At 65.5% G+C, this 16,708-nt stretch carries 17 protein-coding genes; 9 read left to right on the plus strand and 8 right to left on the minus strand.

Annotated elements, in window-relative coordinates:
- The first annotated feature begins 104 nt into the window (after positions 1–104).
- From AX725_RS18015 to AX725_RS18025, 3 genes are all read left to right on the plus strand, one after another.
- Complete coding sequence (locus AX725_RS18015) at positions 105–551, plus strand: cupin domain-containing protein (RefSeq protein ID WP_060977630.1); 447 nt, start codon at positions 105–107, stop codon at positions 549–551.
- Between the two features lie 176 nt (positions 552–727).
- A complete protein-coding gene (locus AX725_RS18020) occupies positions 728–2,929 on the plus strand; it encodes a TonB-dependent hemoglobin/transferrin/lactoferrin family receptor (protein WP_060977629.1) in 2,202 nt (733 codons plus the stop codon).
- Between the two features lie 39 nt (positions 2,930–2,968).
- Positions 2,969–3,976 (plus strand): DUF6607 family protein, encoded by a 1,008-nt coding sequence (locus tag AX725_RS18025; RefSeq protein ID WP_060977628.1) that lies wholly within the window; start codon positions 2,969–2,971, stop codon positions 3,974–3,976.
- A gap of 85 nt (positions 3,977–4,061) precedes the next feature.
- Here AX725_RS18025 and hisN read toward each other — a convergent pair whose 3' ends face one another.
- Genes hisN through AX725_RS18045 form a run of 4 tightly spaced genes read right to left on the minus strand, consistent with a single transcriptional unit; the run spans position 4,062 to position 7,067 of the window.
- Complete coding sequence (gene hisN, locus AX725_RS18030) at positions 4,062–4,847, minus strand: histidinol-phosphatase (protein ID WP_060977627.1); 786 nt, start codon at positions 4,845–4,847, stop codon at positions 4,062–4,064.
- A gap of 48 nt (positions 4,848–4,895) precedes the next feature.
- Entirely contained in the window at positions 4,896–5,696 is an 801-nt protein-coding gene (locus AX725_RS18035) for an arylamine N-acetyltransferase family protein (RefSeq protein WP_060977626.1), read from the minus strand.
- Positions 5,693–6,124 carry a cupin domain-containing protein gene (locus AX725_RS18040; protein ID WP_060977625.1) on the minus strand — a complete coding sequence of 144 codons (432 nt, stop codon included), beginning with the start codon at positions 6,122–6,124 and terminating at the stop codon, positions 5,693–5,695. Before AX725_RS18040 ends, AX725_RS18035 begins: the two co-directional genes overlap by 4 nt.
- Positions 6,125–6,131: 7 nt before the next feature.
- Positions 6,132–7,067, minus strand: a complete 936-nt coding sequence (locus AX725_RS18045; protein ID WP_060977624.1) for a ribose-phosphate pyrophosphokinase — start codon at positions 7,065–7,067, stop codon at positions 6,132–6,134.
- A 147-nt stretch (positions 7,068–7,214) separates the two neighbouring features.
- Between AX725_RS18045 and AX725_RS18050 the strand changes: the two genes are divergently transcribed.
- The 4 genes from AX725_RS18050 to gltX are packed head-to-tail and all read left to right on the plus strand — an operon-like array spanning position 7,215 to position 10,852.
- Complete coding sequence (locus AX725_RS18050) at positions 7,215–8,870, plus strand: NAD+ synthase (protein ID WP_060977623.1); 1,656 nt, start codon at positions 7,215–7,217, stop codon at positions 8,868–8,870.
- Between the two features lie 37 nt (positions 8,871–8,907).
- A complete protein-coding gene (locus AX725_RS18055; RefSeq protein ID WP_060977622.1) occupies positions 8,908–9,186 on the plus strand; it encodes a type II toxin-antitoxin system RelE/ParE family toxin in 279 nt (92 codons plus the stop codon).
- 11 nt (positions 9,187–9,197) lie between these two features.
- Positions 9,198–9,482, plus strand: a complete 285-nt coding sequence (locus AX725_RS18060; protein WP_060977621.1) for a HigA family addiction module antitoxin — start codon at positions 9,198–9,200, stop codon at positions 9,480–9,482.
- Between the two features lie 44 nt (positions 9,483–9,526).
- The gene (gltX, locus tag AX725_RS18065) at positions 9,527–10,852 is read left to right on the plus strand and encodes a glutamate--tRNA ligase (RefSeq protein ID WP_060977620.1); all 1,326 of its coding nucleotides are present in this window, start codon (positions 9,527–9,529) and stop codon (positions 10,850–10,852) included.
- Between the two features lie 27 nt (positions 10,853–10,879).
- On the opposite strand, the gene dapD is transcribed toward gltX, so the two are convergent.
- The 3 genes from dapD to queG are packed head-to-tail and all read right to left on the minus strand — an operon-like array spanning position 10,880 to position 13,552.
- Positions 10,880–11,722: a 2,3,4,5-tetrahydropyridine-2,6-dicarboxylate N-succinyltransferase gene (dapD, locus tag AX725_RS18070; RefSeq protein ID WP_060977619.1), complete on the minus strand. Its 843-nt coding sequence runs from the start codon at positions 11,720–11,722 to the stop codon at positions 10,880–10,882.
- Complete coding sequence (locus AX725_RS18075; protein WP_060977618.1) at positions 11,719–12,393, minus strand: pyrimidine 5'-nucleotidase; 675 nt, start codon at positions 12,391–12,393, stop codon at positions 11,719–11,721. The genes dapD and AX725_RS18075 overlap by 4 nt, the downstream gene beginning before the upstream one ends.
- Positions 12,394–12,406: 13 nt before the next feature.
- Positions 12,407–13,552 carry a tRNA epoxyqueuosine(34) reductase QueG gene (gene queG / locus AX725_RS18080; RefSeq protein WP_060977649.1) on the minus strand — a complete coding sequence of 382 codons (1,146 nt, stop codon included), beginning with the start codon at positions 13,550–13,552 and terminating at the stop codon, positions 12,407–12,409.
- Positions 13,553–13,630: 78 nt separating this feature from the next.
- Between queG and AX725_RS18085 the strand changes: the two genes are divergently transcribed.
- Together AX725_RS18085 and AX725_RS18090 are read left to right on the plus strand one after the other, a co-directional pair.
- Positions 13,631–14,575, plus strand: coding sequence for an ABC transporter ATP-binding protein (locus AX725_RS18085; protein ID WP_060977617.1), 945 nt, complete (start codon positions 13,631–13,633; stop codon positions 14,573–14,575).
- Positions 14,568–15,761 carry an ABC transporter permease gene (locus tag AX725_RS18090; RefSeq protein WP_060977616.1) on the plus strand — a complete coding sequence of 398 codons (1,194 nt, stop codon included), beginning with the start codon at positions 14,568–14,570 and terminating at the stop codon, positions 15,759–15,761. Before AX725_RS18085 ends, AX725_RS18090 begins: the two co-directional genes overlap by 8 nt.
- 58 nt (positions 15,762–15,819) lie before the next feature.
- On the opposite strand, the gene phbB is transcribed toward AX725_RS18090, so the two are convergent.
- Positions 15,820–16,542, minus strand: coding sequence for an acetoacetyl-CoA reductase (phbB, locus tag AX725_RS18095; protein ID WP_060977648.1), 723 nt, complete (start codon positions 16,540–16,542; stop codon positions 15,820–15,822).
- Positions 16,543–16,708 lie beyond the last annotated feature (166 nt).

Below are 16,708 nucleotides of genomic sequence, written 5' to 3' on the forward strand. Positions count from 1 at the left end.
TGATTTCGAGTGAAATGGAACATTTCACGGCTCGGAAATCACGGCAAAACAGAAATATAGAGCCAGCTTTTGATTCCATCAAAATCTGGCTCTAACATCGCGCCATGCCCAAAGTCGACCTGCAAGCGGTTCCGCAAACCAACGCCACCGGATATCCGCCGCATCTGGCCGATGTGGTCCAAGGCCGCTGGTATCGCCGCCTGTCGCCCGCGCTCGGCCTGACCGATTTCGGCGCGAGCCATGTCGTGCTCAAGCCCGGGGCCTGGTCTGCCCAGCGCCACTGGCATGAAAACGAGGACGAGATTCTGGTGATCCTGTCCGGCGAGGCGGTGCTGGTCGATGACCATGGCCGAACGCCGCTGGTTGCCGGGGATATCGCGGCCTTTCCCAAGGGCGAGCCCAATGCGCATTGCCTGGTCAACGAAAGCGATGTGGATTGCACGTTCCTGGTGATCGGCCAGAGCGTCAATGGCCCCTGCCATTATCCCGATGTCGACATGCATGAGAACGGTGCGGGCGACAAACGCCGCAAAAATGGCACCCCTTTCTGAAGCCTGTTTCCTGATCCCCTGAGGGCCAGCTCGCCCCTATTGCGATGACCGCACGTCACAACCTGCCCCAAATGGCAGGCACCGATCCTCCATGCCCTGACCTTGCGCGGTTGACCGCAGGCCGAAAACACTTAATAGGCTATTGCGAATCGCTAGCATTAGCAAAAGGGGTTTTCATGACACGTTGGTTGGTATCGGCAGGGCTGGTGGCCCTATGTGTTGCGCAAGCACCGCTCCTCGCAGCAGAGAGATCACAGGGTGAGACCGAGGCGCTCGACGAAGCCGAGGCTGGCGACGGGCGCACCATCGTGGTTTCGGCCACGCGCACGCCCATCACCATCGACGAGGCCCCCGTCACCATCTCGGCCAAGACCGACGAGGAGATCGCCGACGAGCTAGCGACCGACATCAAGGACCTGGTGCGCTTCGAACCCGGTGTCAGCGTCCGCCGCCAGCCCGCCCGTTTTGGCGCGGCACTGGGAACCACCGGCCGCGCGGGCAATGAGGATTTCACCATACGCGGCATCGGCGGCAATCGCGTGCTGATCCAGGTCGATGGCGTGCGCCAGCCGATGGGCTTCAGCTTCGGAGCGCAAAGCGTGGGCCGGGGCGATTCGGTCGATATCGGACTGGTCAAATCGGTCGAGATCCTGCGCGGTCCGGCTTCCGCGCTCTATGGCAGCGATGGCCTGGCGGGCGCGGTCAGCTTCACGCTCAGCGATCCCGAGGACATTCTGAAGGGCAAATCGGTCGCTGGCCTCGTGCGCGGCCAATATGCCAGCGCCGACAACGAGTTTGCCGAAACCGCGATCCTGGCCGGGCGCAGCGGCGAGCTGTCGGCCATGATCGCCTATACGCGGCGCGATTTCGAGGAGCTGGACAATCGCGGCACCAATGACGTGCTGGGGGCGAACCGCACCACGCCCAATCCGCAGGACGGGCAAAGCAACGCTGCGACCGCACGGCTGGTCTGGGACCCCGCCGGTGGCCACAAGTTCCGGCTTACCGGCGAATATCTCGACAACCGCATGGTCACCGATCTGCTCTCGGGCCGATCGGCAACGGTCGACAATCTGGTCGCGCGCGACACCGGCAAGCGCTGGCGCGTGGCGGGCGACTGGACCTGGGAAGGCACCGGCGTGATCGAGCTGGCGCGGGCAAGCCTGTACTGGCAATCGGCCAAGGATCGCCAGTTCACGCAGGAAGACCGCACCCCGCTCGCCGATCGCACCCGGCTCAACACCTTCGACAACCGCGTCTATGGTGCCTCGGCCGAAGCGCGCGCCGCGTTCACGACTGGCCCGTTGACGCACAAGCTGGTCTTCGGCGGCGATGCCAGCTTCACCCGGCAGGAAGGCCTTCGCGACGGTACCGTGCCGCCCGCAGGAGAGCGCTTCCCGTCCTCCGCCTTTCCGGTGACCGACTATACGCTCGCGGGGCTCTTTTTGGGCGACGAGATCAGCGTCGGCCCGCTCACGCTGTTTCCGGCGCTGCGCTTCGACTATTACAAGCTCTCGCCGCAAAGCGACCCGCTGCTGCCGGCGACGTTCGTGACCACCGGCCAGTCGGGCAACCGCTTAAGCCCCAAGATGGGCGCGGTGCTGAAACTGAACAGCGAGGTGCGGCTGTTTGCCAATTATGCGCAAGGCTTCCGAGCCCCCGAGCCCTCGCAGATCAACCAGTTCTTCGAGAATCTCGCCCAAGGCTATACCTCGCGCCCCAATGCCGATCTGGGGCCGGAACGCAGCGAGAGCATCGAGGGCGGCATCCGCTTCACCAGCGAGGCGGTGAGCCTCAGCGCCACCGCATTCAGCGCGCGCTACAAGGATTTCATCAGCCAGGAAGTGGTCGGCGGCGGCTTCACGCCGAACAATCCCGCGATCTTCCAGTTCATCAACCTCGACCGGGTGAAGGTGGAAGGCGCCGAGGCGCGGCTCGAGCTGCGCGACAGGAACGGGCTCAATGGGCAGGTCGCACTCTCTTATGCCACGGGCGACGTCATCGATCCGCAGGCAGGCACGCGCGTGCCGCTGGCGACGGTCGATCCGCTGAAGCTGGTCGCGGGCATCGGCTGGCGCGACCCGAAGGGACGGTTCGGCGGGCAGCTGATCGCCACGCACAGCGCGCGCAAGTCCGAGGAACGCAGCGCGGGCGTGTGCACCCCCTCGTGCTTCCGCCCCGAGGCCTTCACCATTCTCGATGCGACGGCATTCATCGCGCTGGGGCCGGTAACGCTACGTGCGGGTCTGTTCAACCTCACCAACGCCAAATACGCCTGGTGGTCCGACGTGCGCGGGCTCGCCAGTACCACGACCATCGCCGATGCCTTTACCCAGCCGGGCCGCAACGGCAGTGTTTCGTTGACTTATCGCTTCTGAGTCGCAATACCGTTATCAATAAATAGCAGGGGTTCTCATATGAAGAGCAGGATCATCGCCTTTGCCGCCGCCAGCCTCGTCGCGCTGGCCTCCACCACCGCGCTTGCCCATCCGCCGATTGCCGAACGTCCCGCACAGGAAGAGGCCGCCGCTTTCGAAGCCGATCGCGCCGACATCCTGGCGATGGCGGGCAATTTCAAGGTGCGCTTCGACATGCAGGAAGCGACGCCCTGGACCAGCGGCTACACCCCGCTCGACCGCAAGATTTCGGGCGGGCACGAGGTCGTGCGCGTGATCGAGGATACCGGCCGCCGCATCGTGCTGCAGCACATTCTGGTCAGCGAGATCGACGGCAAGCCGCACATCACCAAGCACTGGCGGCAGGACTGGGAGTACGAGCCCGCCAAGGTGCTGGTCTATTCCGACCGCAATGCCTGGACCTGGGAGGACGTGCCCGAAAAGATGCGGCGCGGTCGCTGGTCGCAGACCGTGTGGCAGGTCGATGACAGCCCGCGCTATGCCGGCTGGGGCCAGTTCGAGCAGCAGGGCGGGGTGCGCCGCTGGCGCTCCAACTGGACCTGGCGTCCGCTCGCCCGGCGCGATGCGGTGCGCAACCCGGTCTATGACCGCTATTACGCGATCAACCGCCACCAACCCACGCCCGATGGCTGGGTGCACTGGCAGGACAATATGAAAATGGGCGTGAAGGACGGAAAGCTGCAGCCGATCGTCCAGGAATATGTGCTCAACACCTACACCAAGTTCGATGGCTATAACGTCAAGGCAGCGGACGATTACTGGGCCGCGACCAAGGACTATTGGGCCGCTGTGCGCGCCGAATGGGACAAGGTGGCGAGCACCAAGGGCGGCATCGCGATCCAGGAAGAAGCACAGGCCGGAACCATTATCAGCGCCCGGCTGCTGACGATGGCGGACGAGATTGTCGAGGGCAAGCTGAGCCCGGCCAAGGCCATTGCAGAGGCGCAGAAGCTGATCGGCGACAATACGAGGGCGATCGACACGAAACAGGTCGCCAGCGCCCGGTAGTCAGGTTCGGCGCTCCGCCCCCTGTTGGAGCGCCACCCGTCCCCCGCCATGCCGCCTGGACACGGCGGGCGGGGGACATTCCATGTCAGTGATCGTGCTGCGACAGCGCCTCGAGCACATCTTCGAGCCGCGCCGGATCGCCCATCGCGACGACACGTCCGTCGCTGTCCTTGTGCAGCGGATCGCCGTTCCAATCGCACATATGCCCGCCTGCGCCTTCGACCACGGGGACCAGAGCGGCGAAATCGTGCAGCTTGAGCCCGCTTTCGCAGACCAGATCGACCGATCCTTGCGCGACCAGCGCATAATTATAGCAATCGCCGCCCCAGATCAGCCGCCGCGTATCACATTGCTTGGCGAGCGCCATGAAATGCATCGCGTCATGATCGCTGAACAGGTGCGGGCTGGTGGTGGCGAGCACCGCATCGCCGATCTCGGGGCAGAGCCGCGCCTTGACCGGCCTGCCGTTGAACGTGGTGCCGCGACCGGTCGCGCCGACCCAGCGCTCGCGCCCGATCGGCTGGTCGATCACGCCCAGCACCGGCCATTCCTCGGCGATCAAGGCGATCAAGGTGCCGAATATCGGGCGTCCGGCGATGAAGCTCGTCGTGCCGTCGATCGGATCGAGCACCCAGACCCGGCCCGTCGTTCCGGGCTTCTCGCCATATTCCTCACCGATCACACCGTCTCGCGGGGCCTCGGCATCGAGGATGGCGCGCATCGCCGCCTCGGCAGCGCGATCGGCCTCGGTCACGGGCGACGCATCGGCCTTGCGATCGGTGGTGAAATCGGCGCGGTAAAAGGGACGGATCGCCTCCCCCGCCGCATCGGCGAGCCGCTGCGCGAGCTCGATATCCTTGCTGTGTATCATGATGATCTAGCTAGGGACTGACGGAACGCTTGGCCAGAGGCGATGGCGTCAGAACAGGCCGAGCGCCGCCACCTCGGCGTCGGACAGCAGTATGCCGAATTCGTCCGCGAGCAGGGCGCGCATCGCCCCGACACCGGCAATCGGCAATCGCTCGGTCTCCGCCCCGCGCTGGACGCTGAACTGATCGTTGGTGATCGACTTGAGCCCGTTGCGCGTCACCTGGCTGACCAGCACGTTGCGGATGAAGCGCGATTCGGGCGAGGTCGCGGTCCAGTGGTTGGACATGGCGATATCGGTGGGATGGGCAAGCTCGTCGGTGAAGCTGTATTGCGGGCGGACCTCGCCGCCGAAATGGCGCTCGAGCATCCAGCCGAACATGTCGTCGTGGCGCAGCCGATGGACCGCGCCGTCATTGCCTGCGGCCTGTGCCCCATCGGCGATCCGCATCGCGGGGACATGCCCGCCGCCAAAGCCCGCATCGGCAAGCCAGCGCTCGCCCTCGAGCCAGACGGCCAGCACGATATGCGTGCGCGGCGGAACCGGATCGCCCGGCTGCTGGCGGAACCAGACGCGGGCGAGCAGCGGATCGACGCGAAAACCCAGCGCCTCGAGCCCGCGCTGGAACAGCGGGTTGAGCTCGAAGCAATAGCCGCCGCGCGTTCCCGAGAAGAGCTTGGCGGCAATCGCATCGGGCGCGACATCGACCCCGCGCCCGAGCCTGGGGTCAAGCGCATCATAAGGAATGGCGAGCCGCTGCGCCCAGAGCAGCGCATCGAGCCCGGCGAGATCGGCCGCTGGCCGCTGCGTCAGAGCCAGCCGTGCGAGATAGCGTTCGAGATAATCGCTCAACGCGCCGTGCCCGTTTGCTCCGGCACGGCCACGCGCAGCGGCTGGCCATCGGGCACGACCCAGCTCGAAACCGCGCGCAGGCCTTGCGGCCCCGCCCTGCCCCAGTGCACGGTGCCCGGCGCGATGCGGATCGCCTGCCCGGGCAGCAAGGTCAGTTCGCCCTGGCCTTCGCGCACGATCACCGTGCTGCCGCCGAGGATGTAGAGAAATTCCTCGCCATGATGGTAATGGCGCGGAATCGGGGCATTGGCGGGAATATTCAGATCACCGGTCACAAGGTGATGGCCGGGCGCGGCCTGAATCGGTCCGGACAGAACCTCGGTGATGCCTGGCTTGGGCTGATACACCACGGCACCCTGCGGACCGGGAGAAGCGCAAGCGCCCAGCCCCGCTGCCAGCGCGATCAGCACGGGCAGGCTCGGGCGCACGGGCCGATCAGTCGAACAGGCTGGAAACCGAGCTTTCGTCGGCGATGCGGCGGATCGCCTCGCCGATCAGCGCTGCCATCGGCAGACTGCGGATGCGGCTCGATTCGGTGACGGCCTCGGTCGCCTGGATCGAATCGGTGATGACCAGTTCCTTCAGCGCGCTGTTGTTGACGCGTGCGACCGCGCCGCCCGACAGCACGCCGTGCGTCACATAGCTGACCACATCGACCGCGCCGGCATCCTTCAGCGCCTGGGCCGCGTTGCACAAGGTTCCGCCCGAATCGACGATGTCATCGATGAGGATGCAGAAGCGCCCTTCGACATTGCCGATGATGTTCATAACTTCCGATTCGCCCGGGCGTTCGCGGCGCTTGTCGACGATCGCCAGCGGCGCGTTGTCGAGCCGCTTGGCGAGCGCACGCGCGCGCACCACGCCGCCCACGTCGGGCGAGACGACCATCAGCTTGTGCTCGCCGAACCGCGCCTGGATGTCCGCCGCCATCACCGGCGCGGCATAAAGGTTGTCGGTGGGGATATCGAAAAAGCCCTGGATCTGTCCGGCGTGCAGATCGACCGAAAGCACGCGGTCGGCGCCTGCGACAGTGATCAGATTGGCGACCAGCTTGGCCGAGATCGGCGTGCGCGGGCCGGGCTTGCGGTCCTGCCGGGCATAGCCGAAATAGGGGATCACTGCGGTGATGCGCCGCGCCGATGCACGCTTCAATGCATCGATGCAGATCAGCAGTTCCATCAGATTGTCGTTAGCGGGATAGCCGGTCGACTGGATGACGAACACGTCTTCGCCGCGCACATTCTCGTGGATTTCGACGAAGATTTCCTCGTCGGCAAAGCGGCGGACGCTGGCATCGGTCAGCGGCATTTCCAGATAGGCGGCAATGGAGCGCGCCAGCGGCAGGTTGCTGTTGCCGGAAAGGATTTTCATATGGCTTCCCCGTTGCCTTGATCGCGCCCGCCTTAGCCAGATGGTCCGCAAACCGGAAGATGAAACTTTGATGAAATGCAGGCGGCGGCTCTCCCCTTCCCATCAAAAGCTGTTGCCGCTCCCCTGGCCAGCCCCTATCCCGCAGCCATGACCGACCGGCTTATCATCACGCTTGTCCAGTGCGGGCAGACCATGGGCGATCTGGCACGCAATGCCGATGCGATGCTGCAGGCGCGCGCCGAGGCGCAGGATTGCGACCTTGTCGTCTTTCCCGAGTTGCAGCTGATCGGCTATCCGCCCGAAGACCTGGTGCTGAAACCTGCGCTGATCGCACGCGCCGAGGCGGAGCTCGAGCGGCTCGCGGCGGCCACGGCAGATGGCGGCCCCGCAATGCTGGTGGGCAGCGTGTTCCAGCGTGAGGGCGCGCTGTACAACGGCATCGCGCTGCTCGACGGCGGAGCGATTGCGGCGGTGCGGCTGAAGCACGAACTGCCCAATTACGGCACGTTCGACGAAAAGCGGCTGTTCGCTTCGGCCCCGCTGCAGTCGCCGGTGCCGTTCCGGGGCGTGATGCTGGGCCTGCCGCTGTGCGAGGATATCTGGTTCCCCAAGGTGTGCGGGCATCTGAAAGCGATGGGCGCCGAATTGCTGATCGCGCCGCATGGCAGCCCCTACGAGATCGAGAAAGACGACCGCCGCCTGCACAATGTGGCGCGCGCCCGCGTCGCAGAAACCGGATTGCCGCTCGTGTTCCTCAACCGTATCGGCGGGCAGGACGAGCTCGTGTTCGACGGCGCCTCGTTCGTGGTCAATGCGGACGGCGCTCTGGCGCATCAACTGCCCGACTGGGAAGCGGCGACCGTACGCACCGAATGGACGCGAGGGCAAAGCGGCTGGGTCTGCGCGCCAGGCGAGATCCATTCGCTCGATCCATTTCCGCAGGACGTCTATCACGCGATGATCGTGGGGCTTCGCGATTATGTGAATGCCAATGGCTTCCCGGGCGTGGTGCTCGGCCTGTCGGGCGGGATCGACAGCGCGCTGTCCGCTGCGGTCGCGGTCGATGCGCTGGGGGCGGACCGGGTGTGGTGCGTGATGCTGCCAAGCCGCTATACCAGCCAAGCCAGCCTCGACGATGCCGCCGAATGCGCGCGGCTGCTGGGCTGTCGGCTCGACACGATCAGAATCACGCCCGCGGTCGATGCCTTCGATGCAATGCTGGCCCCCAGCTTTGAAGGCCGCGCCCCGGACCTCGCCGAAGAGAATATCCAGTCGCGCATCCGTGCGGTCACGCTGATGGGGCTGAGCAACAAGTTCGGTCCGATGCTGCTTACCACCGGCAACAAGAGCGAGATGAGCGTCGGCTATGCCACCATCTATGGCGACATGTCGGGCGGCTATAATGTGCTGAAGGACGCCTATAAGCTCACCGTGTTCGACCTGTCGCGCTGGCGCAATGCCAACAAGCCGCCGCTCGGACTTGGCCCCGACGGCCCGGTCATGCCCGAAAGCGTCATCACCAAGCCGCCCAGCGCAGAGCTGCGCCCCGATCAGCGCGACGACGACAGCCTGCCGCCCTATGAAATCCTCGACCCGATCCTGCACGGCCTGGTCGAGGAGGAGCTGAGCGTCGCCGAGATCGTCGCGCGCGGCTTTGACGAGGCGACCGTCACCCGGATCGAGCGGTTGCTCTACCTCGCCGAATACAAGCGCCGCCAGGCGCCGCCGGGGGTAAAGCTGGGGATCCGCAATTTCGGCCGCGACCGGCGCTATCCGATCACCAACCGGTTCCGGACGGGATAGACTTGCATCTTGTATCGTTACGCGATATAGAAGCAACGTGATCGTCAGCTTCCGCCACAAGGGCTTGCGCCTGCTGTACGAAACCGGATCGACCAGAGGCATTCAGGCCGCGCACAAGGCCAAGCTGCTCAGCATATTGGCAGCACTGGACGTCGCCACGGCTCCGGCGGAACTCAACCTTCCGTCCTATCGTCTGCATCCGCTCAAGGGCGATCTGGCGGGACATTGGTCGATCTGGGTGAACGGGAACTGGCGTGTGACCTTCTGCTTTGTCGGAGTCGATGTCGAACTTGTCGACTATCAGGATTATCATTGAGGCTGATTGCTATGATGAAGACCCCGCCCCATCCCGGACTGATGCTGCGCGATGATGTCATTGCGCCGCTGGGCCTGGGCGTCACCGAAACCGCCCGCAAGCTGGGCATGTCGCGCGTGGCGCTTTCGCGTGTCGTCAATGGCCGCGCGGCGATCAGTCCTGATCTCGCGATCCGGCTTGAGCGTGCCGGGGTCAGCACCGCGCGGTTCTGGATCAGCTTGCAGGCGAACTATGATCTTGCCATGGCGCTGGGTCATGACCAGCCTGATGTCGAACCGCTGCAATCTGCGGCGTGATCGGGCGATCTTCGACTGCCCCCAAGAACGAGCCCCCTTACCCCATGACCATCACCCGTTTCGCCCCGTCCCCCACCGGGCATCTGCATATCGGCAATATCCGCACCGCGCTGCATAACTGGATGTGGGCGAAGAAGACCGAAGGCCGCTTCATCCTGCGCATCGACGATACCGATGCCGAGCGCAGCCGGGAGGAATATGTCGAGGGGATCCGCGCGGACCTCGCCTGGCTGGGGCTCGCTCCCGATGCCGAATATCGCCAGTCCGAGCGCTCAGCGCTATACGAGGCGGCGTTCGACAAGCTGCGCGCCGCGGGCCGGGTCTATCCGTGCTATGAGACCGCGCAGGAGCTCGACCTCAAGCGCAAGATCGCTTTGGGACGCGGCCTGCCGCCGGTCTATGATCGCGCTGCGCTCAACCTGACCGAGGCCGAGCGTTCCGATCTCGAAGCGCAGGGGCTGAAACCGCACTGGCGGTTCAGGCTCGATCATGACGAGCCGATCGCCTGGGACGACCTGATCCGGGGCGCGCAGAAGTTCGATGCAGCAAGCCTGTCAGATCCCGTCATCCGCCGCGCCGATGGCAGCTGGCTGTACATGCTGCCGTCCGCGATCGATGATGTCGACATGGCCATCACGCATGTCGTGCGCGGCGAGGATCATGTCTCGAACACCGCCGTCCAGCTGCAGATGTTCACCGCGTTGGGCAGCACCCCGCCGGCGTTCGCGCACGAGGCGCTGCTGACCGGCGCGGAGGGCAAGCTCTCCAAGCGATTGGGCTCGCTGGGCGTGGGCGAACTGCGCGAGAAGCACATATTACCCCAGGCGATCGTCGCGCTGCTCGCCCGGCTGGGCACCTCGGACCCGGTCGAGCCGTTGCACGACCGCGCCGCGCTGCTCGAGACGTTCGACTTTGCACGCTTCGGGCGTGCGCCCGCGCGCTTTGCCGAGGAGGATCTGGAGCGGATCAACCGCCAGCTTGTCCACAGCGCCGATTTCGCATCGGTCGCGGACCAGCTGCCGGGCGAAATCGACGAGGCGATCTGGCACGCTATCCGCCCCAATATCGCGCATCTGGGCGAGGTCGGCGATTACTGGCGGATCATCACCGGGCCGGTCGACGCGCCCGCGCCCGAGCCGGACGATACCGCCTATCTGGGCGAGGCGCGCACTGTTCTTGAGGGGCTCGAATTCGGCCCCATGGTCTGGAAGGACTGGACCGAAGCGCTCAAGGCCAGCACCGGGCGCAAGGGCAAGACGCTGTTCCTGCCGCTACGCCGCGCGCTCACTGGCATGGACCATGGTCCCGACATGGCAGAGCTGCTGCCGCTGATCGGCAAGGGCCGGGCGCTGGAGCGGCTGGGGGGATAGGTTTGCCTATAGGCCCCCCGCGCGCCATCAGCTCCGCAGCAGCTCGTTGATGCCGGTCTTCGAACGCGTCTGCGCGTCCACCGTCTTGACGATCACCGCGCAATAGAGCGACGGGCCGGGCGTGCCATCGGGCAGCGGCTTGCCGGGCATCGCGCCGGGCACGACCACTGCATAGGGCGGCACCTTGCCATAATGCACCTCGCCTGTGGCGCGGTCGACGATCTTCGTGGACGCGCCGAGATACACGCCCATCGAAAGCACCGCGCCCTCGCCGACGATCACGCCCTCAGCCACTTCCGAACGTGCGCCGATAAAGCAATTGTCCTCGATGATCACCGGCCCGGCCTGAAGCGGCTCGAGCACGCCGCCGATGCCGACGCCGCCCGAGATATGCACGTTGCGGCCGATCTGCGCGCAGCTGCCGACGGTGGCCCAGGTATCGACCATCGTGCCTTCACCGACATGCGCGCCGATATTGACGAAGCTGGGCATCAGCACCGCGTCCTTGGCGATGAACGCACCGCGTCGCGCGACCGCACCGGGAACCGCGCGGAAACCGGCCGCCTTGAACTCGTCCGCGCTCCAGCCGTCGAACTTGCTCGGCACCTTGTCCCACCAGCTCGCCCCGCCGGGCGCGCCGCTGATCAGGTCCATCGGGTTGAGGCGGAACGAGAGCAGCACCGCCTTCTTGAGCCACTGGTTGACCTGCCAGCCGCCCTGGCCATCGGGCTCGGCGACGCGCGCGGCTCCGCTGTCGAGCAGGTTCAGCGCTTCTGCCACATCGGCGCGAACCGCGCTGTCGGGGCCGGTGTCCATCGTGTCGCGGCCTTCCCAGGCGGCTTCGATCCGGGTTTGCAGGGTGTCGGTCATGCAGAAGTCTCCTCGGTCAGCGCCGCGAGCCACTCGCCCAGCGCGGTAATTTCATGGTCGATATAGCTGTGATCGTGCTCGTGATTGCCGCCGTCCGAGCCGTTGTTCATCCACACCGTGGTCATGCCGAGCTGCTTGGCGGGTCTGAGGTTGCGCGCCAGATCGTCGACGAACAGGGCGCTCGCAGGATCGATGTCGAGCGCATCGACCAGGCTTGCATAGGCAGCGACATCCGGCTTGGGCCGGTATTGCGTCGCGTGGATGTCGTGGATCGCCTCGAACTGGTCCACGAGACCGAGCCGGTCGAGCACCCGCGAGGCATATTTGACATCGCCATTGGTGAAGATGAGCTTGCGCCCCGGCAGCCGCGCCAGGCCCTGCGCGGTGATCGAACAGGGCGAAACGCGGCCCATGTCGATATCGTGGACATAATCGAGGAAATGGTGCGGATCGACGCCATGGTCGAGCATCAGGCCGGCCAGCGTCGTGCCGTGCCGGTAATAATAATCCTTCTGGATTCGCCGCGCCTCGGCGAGATCGACCTGCATCAGATCGGAGACATATTGCCCCATGCGCTCGTCGATCAGCGCGAACAGGTCGGTCTCCGCCGGATAGAGCGTGTTGTCGAGATCGAAGATCCAGGTGCGGACATGATCGAAGGGCGGGCGCATGATGAAGCTGCGCCTAGACCGGCTGCGGCGCGTCGGCAAGCTGCCATTCGGCGATCACCTGCGGATCGGTTTCGTGCGCAGCCCTGGCCGCGCGTTCGGCCCCCGCCCGCGCCGGATCGAGCCTCGACAGTGCCCAGACCGCCGCGCCGCGCACCACCGGGTCCGCGTCGTCGAGAAGCACTGCCACCGGCGCGATCAATGCGCCATCGCCGCTATTGCCCGCCGCAATCAGAGCGTTGCGCACCATCCGCCCGCGCCCGCTGCGCTTGATCGGCGAGCCCGAGAACAGCGCCCGGAACGCGGCGTCGTCGAGGCTAAGCAGATCGGCGAGCGAGGGCGCGACCAGCTCCGCGCGCGGAAGGAACGCTTGGTTCCGGTGCGCCGCATCGGCAAACTTGTTCCACGGGCAGACCGCCAGGCAATCGTCGCAGCCATAGACATGGTTGCCGATGCCTGCGCGCAGCTCGGCCGGAATGGGTCCTTCATGCTCGATCGTCAGATACGAGATGCAGCGTCGCGCATCGAGCCTGTAGGGCGCGGGGAACGCATCGGTCGGGCAGATGTCCTGGCAGGCGGTGCACGATCCGCAGCGATCGCGCCCTGCCCCGCTCGGTGCCAGCTCCAGCGTGGTGTAGATCGCGCCGAGGAACAGCCAGCTGCCATGGCTGCGGCTGACCAGGTTGGTGTGCTTGCCCTGCCAGCCGAGGCCTGCCGCCATCGCCAGCGGCTTTTCCATCACCGGCGCGGTATCGACGAACACTTTCACCTGCACGTCTTCCGCCTGCGCGACGATCCAGCGGGCGAGCGCCTTGAGCGCGGACTTCACCGTCTTGTGATAGTCCCCGCCCTGCGCATAGACCGAGATGCGGCCCCGATCCGCTTGCGCCTCCAGCGCGAACGGATCGCGTCCCGGCGCATAGCTCATGCCCAGCATGATGACCGATCGCACATCGCTCCACAGCACCTTGGGCTCGGCGCGCTGGTGGCTGCGCCCCTCCATCCACAGCATGTCGCCATGGCAGCCCGCATCGAGCCAGGCCTGGAAGCGCGCGGCGTTTTCCGGGCCGAGAGCGGCAGGCGCGAAGCCGCAATCGGCAAAGCCCAGCTTCGCCGCTTCTGCTGCTATCTCGGCCTCAAGGTTTCGCTTGCCGCTCGCCATGCTCATCCGCTACCCGATTCATGGGCTTCCACCAAGTGCGACGGCCCGCCCGGAGAGACGCTTGAGCAAGGATCGCCCGTGACCGCCAACGCCATCGAAGCGCATGGCCTCGTCAAGATTTTCGGGCGGCAGCGCGCGGTGGACGGGGTGGACCTCACCGTTCCCGCCGGCAGCATCTTCGGCATATTGGGGCCCAATGGTGCGGGCAAGACGACCACGCTGCGCATGCTGTTGGGTATCGTCGATCCCGATGAGGGAACGCGCACCCTGCTCGGCACCGATCATCCGCTCGATGTCGCGCGCCGGGTCGGCTATCTGCCCGAGGAGCGCGGGCTTTACCCTTCGATGAAGGCCTATGATGCCATTGCCTTCATGGGCGCGCTGCGCGGGCTGCCGCTCGCCGAGGGGCGCAAGCGCGGGCGTGCGATGCTCGAGGAGCATGGCCTGGGCAAGGCGGCGGACAAGGAGGTGCGCACCTTGTCCAAGGGCATGGCGCAGACGGTGCAGCTGCTCGGCACCCTGGTGCACGAGCCCGAGCTGATCGTGCTCGACGAGCCATTTTCCGGCCTCGATGCACTCAACCAGGCCAAGCTCGAACGGATGATCCGCGCCCAGGCGGCGCGCGGCGTCACCGTGATCTTTTCGACGCATGTCATCGCGCATGCCGAACGGCTGTGCGAGCGAATCGCGATCATCGCGGGCGGCAAGGTGCCCTTTGCCGGTTCCGTATCCGAAGCGCGCGACCGGCTGCGTCCGCAGGTGCGGCTCGAGACACGCGCGCTGGATGGACCCTGGCGCGCGGCAATTCCCGCCGATGCGGTGCCCGAGGGGCATTTCTGGCATTTCACCCTGCCCGAAACCGGGGTCGAGCCGCTGCTGCGCGCGCTGATCGAGGGCGAGGCGGGCATTCAGTCGCTTTCGATCGAGCGGCCCGGGCTGCACGATGCCTTTGTCGCGATCGCCGGAGCCGATGCCGCGCGCCAGCTCGAGGAAGACCAGCAGCAGGAGAGCGCCGATGCCTGAACTCCTGCGCGCCTCCTGGGTCATCGCCCGGCGCGACTTTGCCGCGATCATCTTTTCCAAGGCGTTCTTCTTCTTCCTGCTCGGCCCGATCTTCCCGCTGGCGATCGGCATCGCGGCGGGCAGCATCGGTGGACAGGTCGCGCGCGACATCGACAAGAACAGCTTCGCGCTGGTGATGGATGCGGCCGACAGTGCGGCCGCGCTCGAGGCGCGCGCCAGCCTGGCGAAGCAGCTGGGCGAGCCGCGCGTTCCTGTGCTTGTTGCGGTCGAAACAGGCGATCCCGACAGCGTGATCGCTTCGGGCAAGGACACGCGCTATCTGGGCGTGCTGACCGGAAGCCTGGCCGAGCCGAGGCTGATCGGTACCAGGGACGAGGTGGAGCGGTGGAAAGGCCCGCTCGAGCTTTTGGTCGAACGCGCGCGCGAGGGCGATAGCGCCGCCCCGGCGCGGATCACGACGCGGCTGGTGGCCGAGAGCAGCGGCTCGGTCGAGCAGGGCCGGCTGGTGACCGCGCAGGTCGGCCAGGCGTTGCTGGTGCTGCTCACCATGCTGCTTGCAGGCATGGTTTTGTCGAATCTGGTCGAGGAAAAGACCAACAAGATCATCGAGATTCTCGCCGCAGCGGTACCGATCGACGCGATCTTTCTCGGCAAGCTGTTCGCGATGCTGGGCATGGCGCTGATCGGCATTGCCTGCTGGACCTCGTTGGCGCTGGTTGCCATCCTGCTTGCCGCAGACGGCCTGCCGCAACTGCCACTCCCCGCGATCGGCTGGCCCGCCTTCCTCGCGCTCGGCGTCGCCTATTTCGCCATGGCCTATCTGCTGCTCGGATCGCTGTTCCTCGGCATCGGTTCGATGGCGAGCACCGTCCGCGAGGTGCAGACATTGTCGATGCCCGCGACCATGGGCCAGCTGGTGTTCTTCTTCCTGGCCTCGTTCTCGATCACGCGACTGGGTGAACCGATCGAACTGTTTGCGGCGATCTTTCCGTTCAGCTCGCCTTTCGCGATGCTCGCGCGCGCAGCGCAGCAGGGCGTGCTGTGGCAGCATCTGCTCGCGCTTGGCTGGCAGGCCTTCTGGGTGCTGCTGCTGATCCGCTTCGGCGCACGGCTGTTCCGCCGCAACGTGCTCAAGTCAGGTGGCGGCAAGCGTGGGCTGATCGCAGGGATGTTCGCGCGCAACTGACGCAAAAAGGGCCGCGACGGCATCCCGGCGCGGCCCTTCTGGTGGCTGCTGGGCCAAATCAGTACATGTGCTGGCCGCCGTTGATCGACAGCGTCGATCCGGTGATGAACGCGGCCTCTTCGGCGGTCAGGAACACCACGCCGCGCGCGATTTCCTCGGCCTGGCCGAGCCGTCCGACCGGGATTTGCGCGACGATCTTGTCCATCACGTTCTGCGGAATGGTCGAGAGCATTTCGGTGGCGATATAGCCCGGCGCGATCGCGTTGGCGGTGACGCCATATTTCGCGCCTTCCATCGCCAGCGACTTGGTGAAGCCATGGATTCCCGATTTGGCGGCGGCATAGTTGACCTGGCCGATCTGCCCGCCCTGGCCGTTGACCGAGCCGATATTGACGATGCGGCCCCAGCCGCGCGTGCGCATGCCGGGGAAGCACGCCTTGGCCATGTTGAAGCAGCCGGTGAGGTCGACGCGAATCACCTCGTCCCACTGTTCCCAGGTCATCTTCATCATCGTGGCATCGCGGGTGATGCCGGCATTGTTGACCAGAATGTCGACCGGGCCGTAATCCGCCTCGATCTTCGCGACCGCATCCATGCTCTGCTGATGATCGCCCACATCCCATTTCTGCACGGCAATGCCGGTGCGATCGGAAAAGGCCCGGGCCGCCTCGTCATTGCCACCATAGCTGGCGATGACATGCGCGCCGGCATCCTTGAGCGCCAGGCTGATCGCCTCGCCAATGCCGCGGGTTCCGCCAGTCACGATTGCGATACGACCCATATTCATCCTCCTCCTTGCCCGGAAATCGGTGCATTCGAGGCCACACTAGGAAGGCGTCGCGCGCAAGACAAGTTGACGCGGACGGGAAGTGTCGGGTGGTATTTGTTTCGGGTGAGATAACAAAAAAAGGGCGGCACCCTGCGGCACCGCCCCTTTGCATTCTCGC

Source organism: Blastomonas sp. CCH9-A1, assembly GCF_001557175.1.
Classification (GTDB): Bacteria; Pseudomonadota; Alphaproteobacteria; order Sphingomonadales; family Sphingomonadaceae; genus Blastomonas; species Blastomonas delafieldii_A.

What these genes read in the sequence shown, in the direction of transcription:
- AX725_RS18015 (WP_060977630.1), top strand. Translation starts at nt 105, where the DNA reads ATGCCCAAAGTCGACCTGCAAGCGGTTCCGCAAACCAACGCCACCGGA.
- AX725_RS18020 (WP_060977629.1), top strand. Translation starts at nt 728, where the DNA reads ATGACACGTTGGTTGGTATCGGCAGGGCTGGTGGCCCTATGTGTTGCG.
- AX725_RS18025 (WP_060977628.1), top strand. Translation starts at nt 2,969, where the DNA reads ATGAAGAGCAGGATCATCGCCTTTGCCGCCGCCAGCCTCGTCGCGCTG.
- hisN (WP_060977627.1), bottom strand. Translation starts at nt 4,847, where the DNA reads ATGATACACAGCAAGGATATCGAGCTCGCGCAGCGGCTCGCCGATGCG.
- AX725_RS18045 (WP_060977624.1), bottom strand. Translation starts at nt 7,067, where the DNA reads ATGAAAATCCTTTCCGGCAACAGCAACCTGCCGCTGGCGCGCTCCATT.
- AX725_RS18050 (WP_060977623.1), top strand. Translation starts at nt 7,215, where the DNA reads ATGACCGACCGGCTTATCATCACGCTTGTCCAGTGCGGGCAGACCATG.
- AX725_RS18060 (WP_060977621.1), top strand. Translation starts at nt 9,198, where the DNA reads ATGATGAAGACCCCGCCCCATCCCGGACTGATGCTGCGCGATGATGTC.
- gltX (WP_060977620.1), top strand. Translation starts at nt 9,527, where the DNA reads ATGACCATCACCCGTTTCGCCCCGTCCCCCACCGGGCATCTGCATATC.
- dapD (WP_060977619.1), bottom strand. Translation starts at nt 11,722, where the DNA reads ATGACCGACACCCTGCAAACCCGGATCGAAGCCGCCTGGGAAGGCCGC.
- AX725_RS18075 (WP_060977618.1), bottom strand. Translation starts at nt 12,393, where the DNA reads ATGCGCCCGCCCTTCGATCATGTCCGCACCTGGATCTTCGATCTCGAC.
- queG (WP_060977649.1), bottom strand. Translation starts at nt 13,552, where the DNA reads ATGGCGAGCGGCAAGCGAAACCTTGAGGCCGAGATAGCAGCAGAAGCG.
- AX725_RS18090 (WP_060977616.1), top strand. Translation starts at nt 14,568, where the DNA reads ATGCCTGAACTCCTGCGCGCCTCCTGGGTCATCGCCCGGCGCGACTTT.
- phbB (WP_060977648.1), bottom strand. Translation starts at nt 16,542, where the DNA reads ATGGGTCGTATCGCAATCGTGACTGGCGGAACCCGCGGCATTGGCGAG.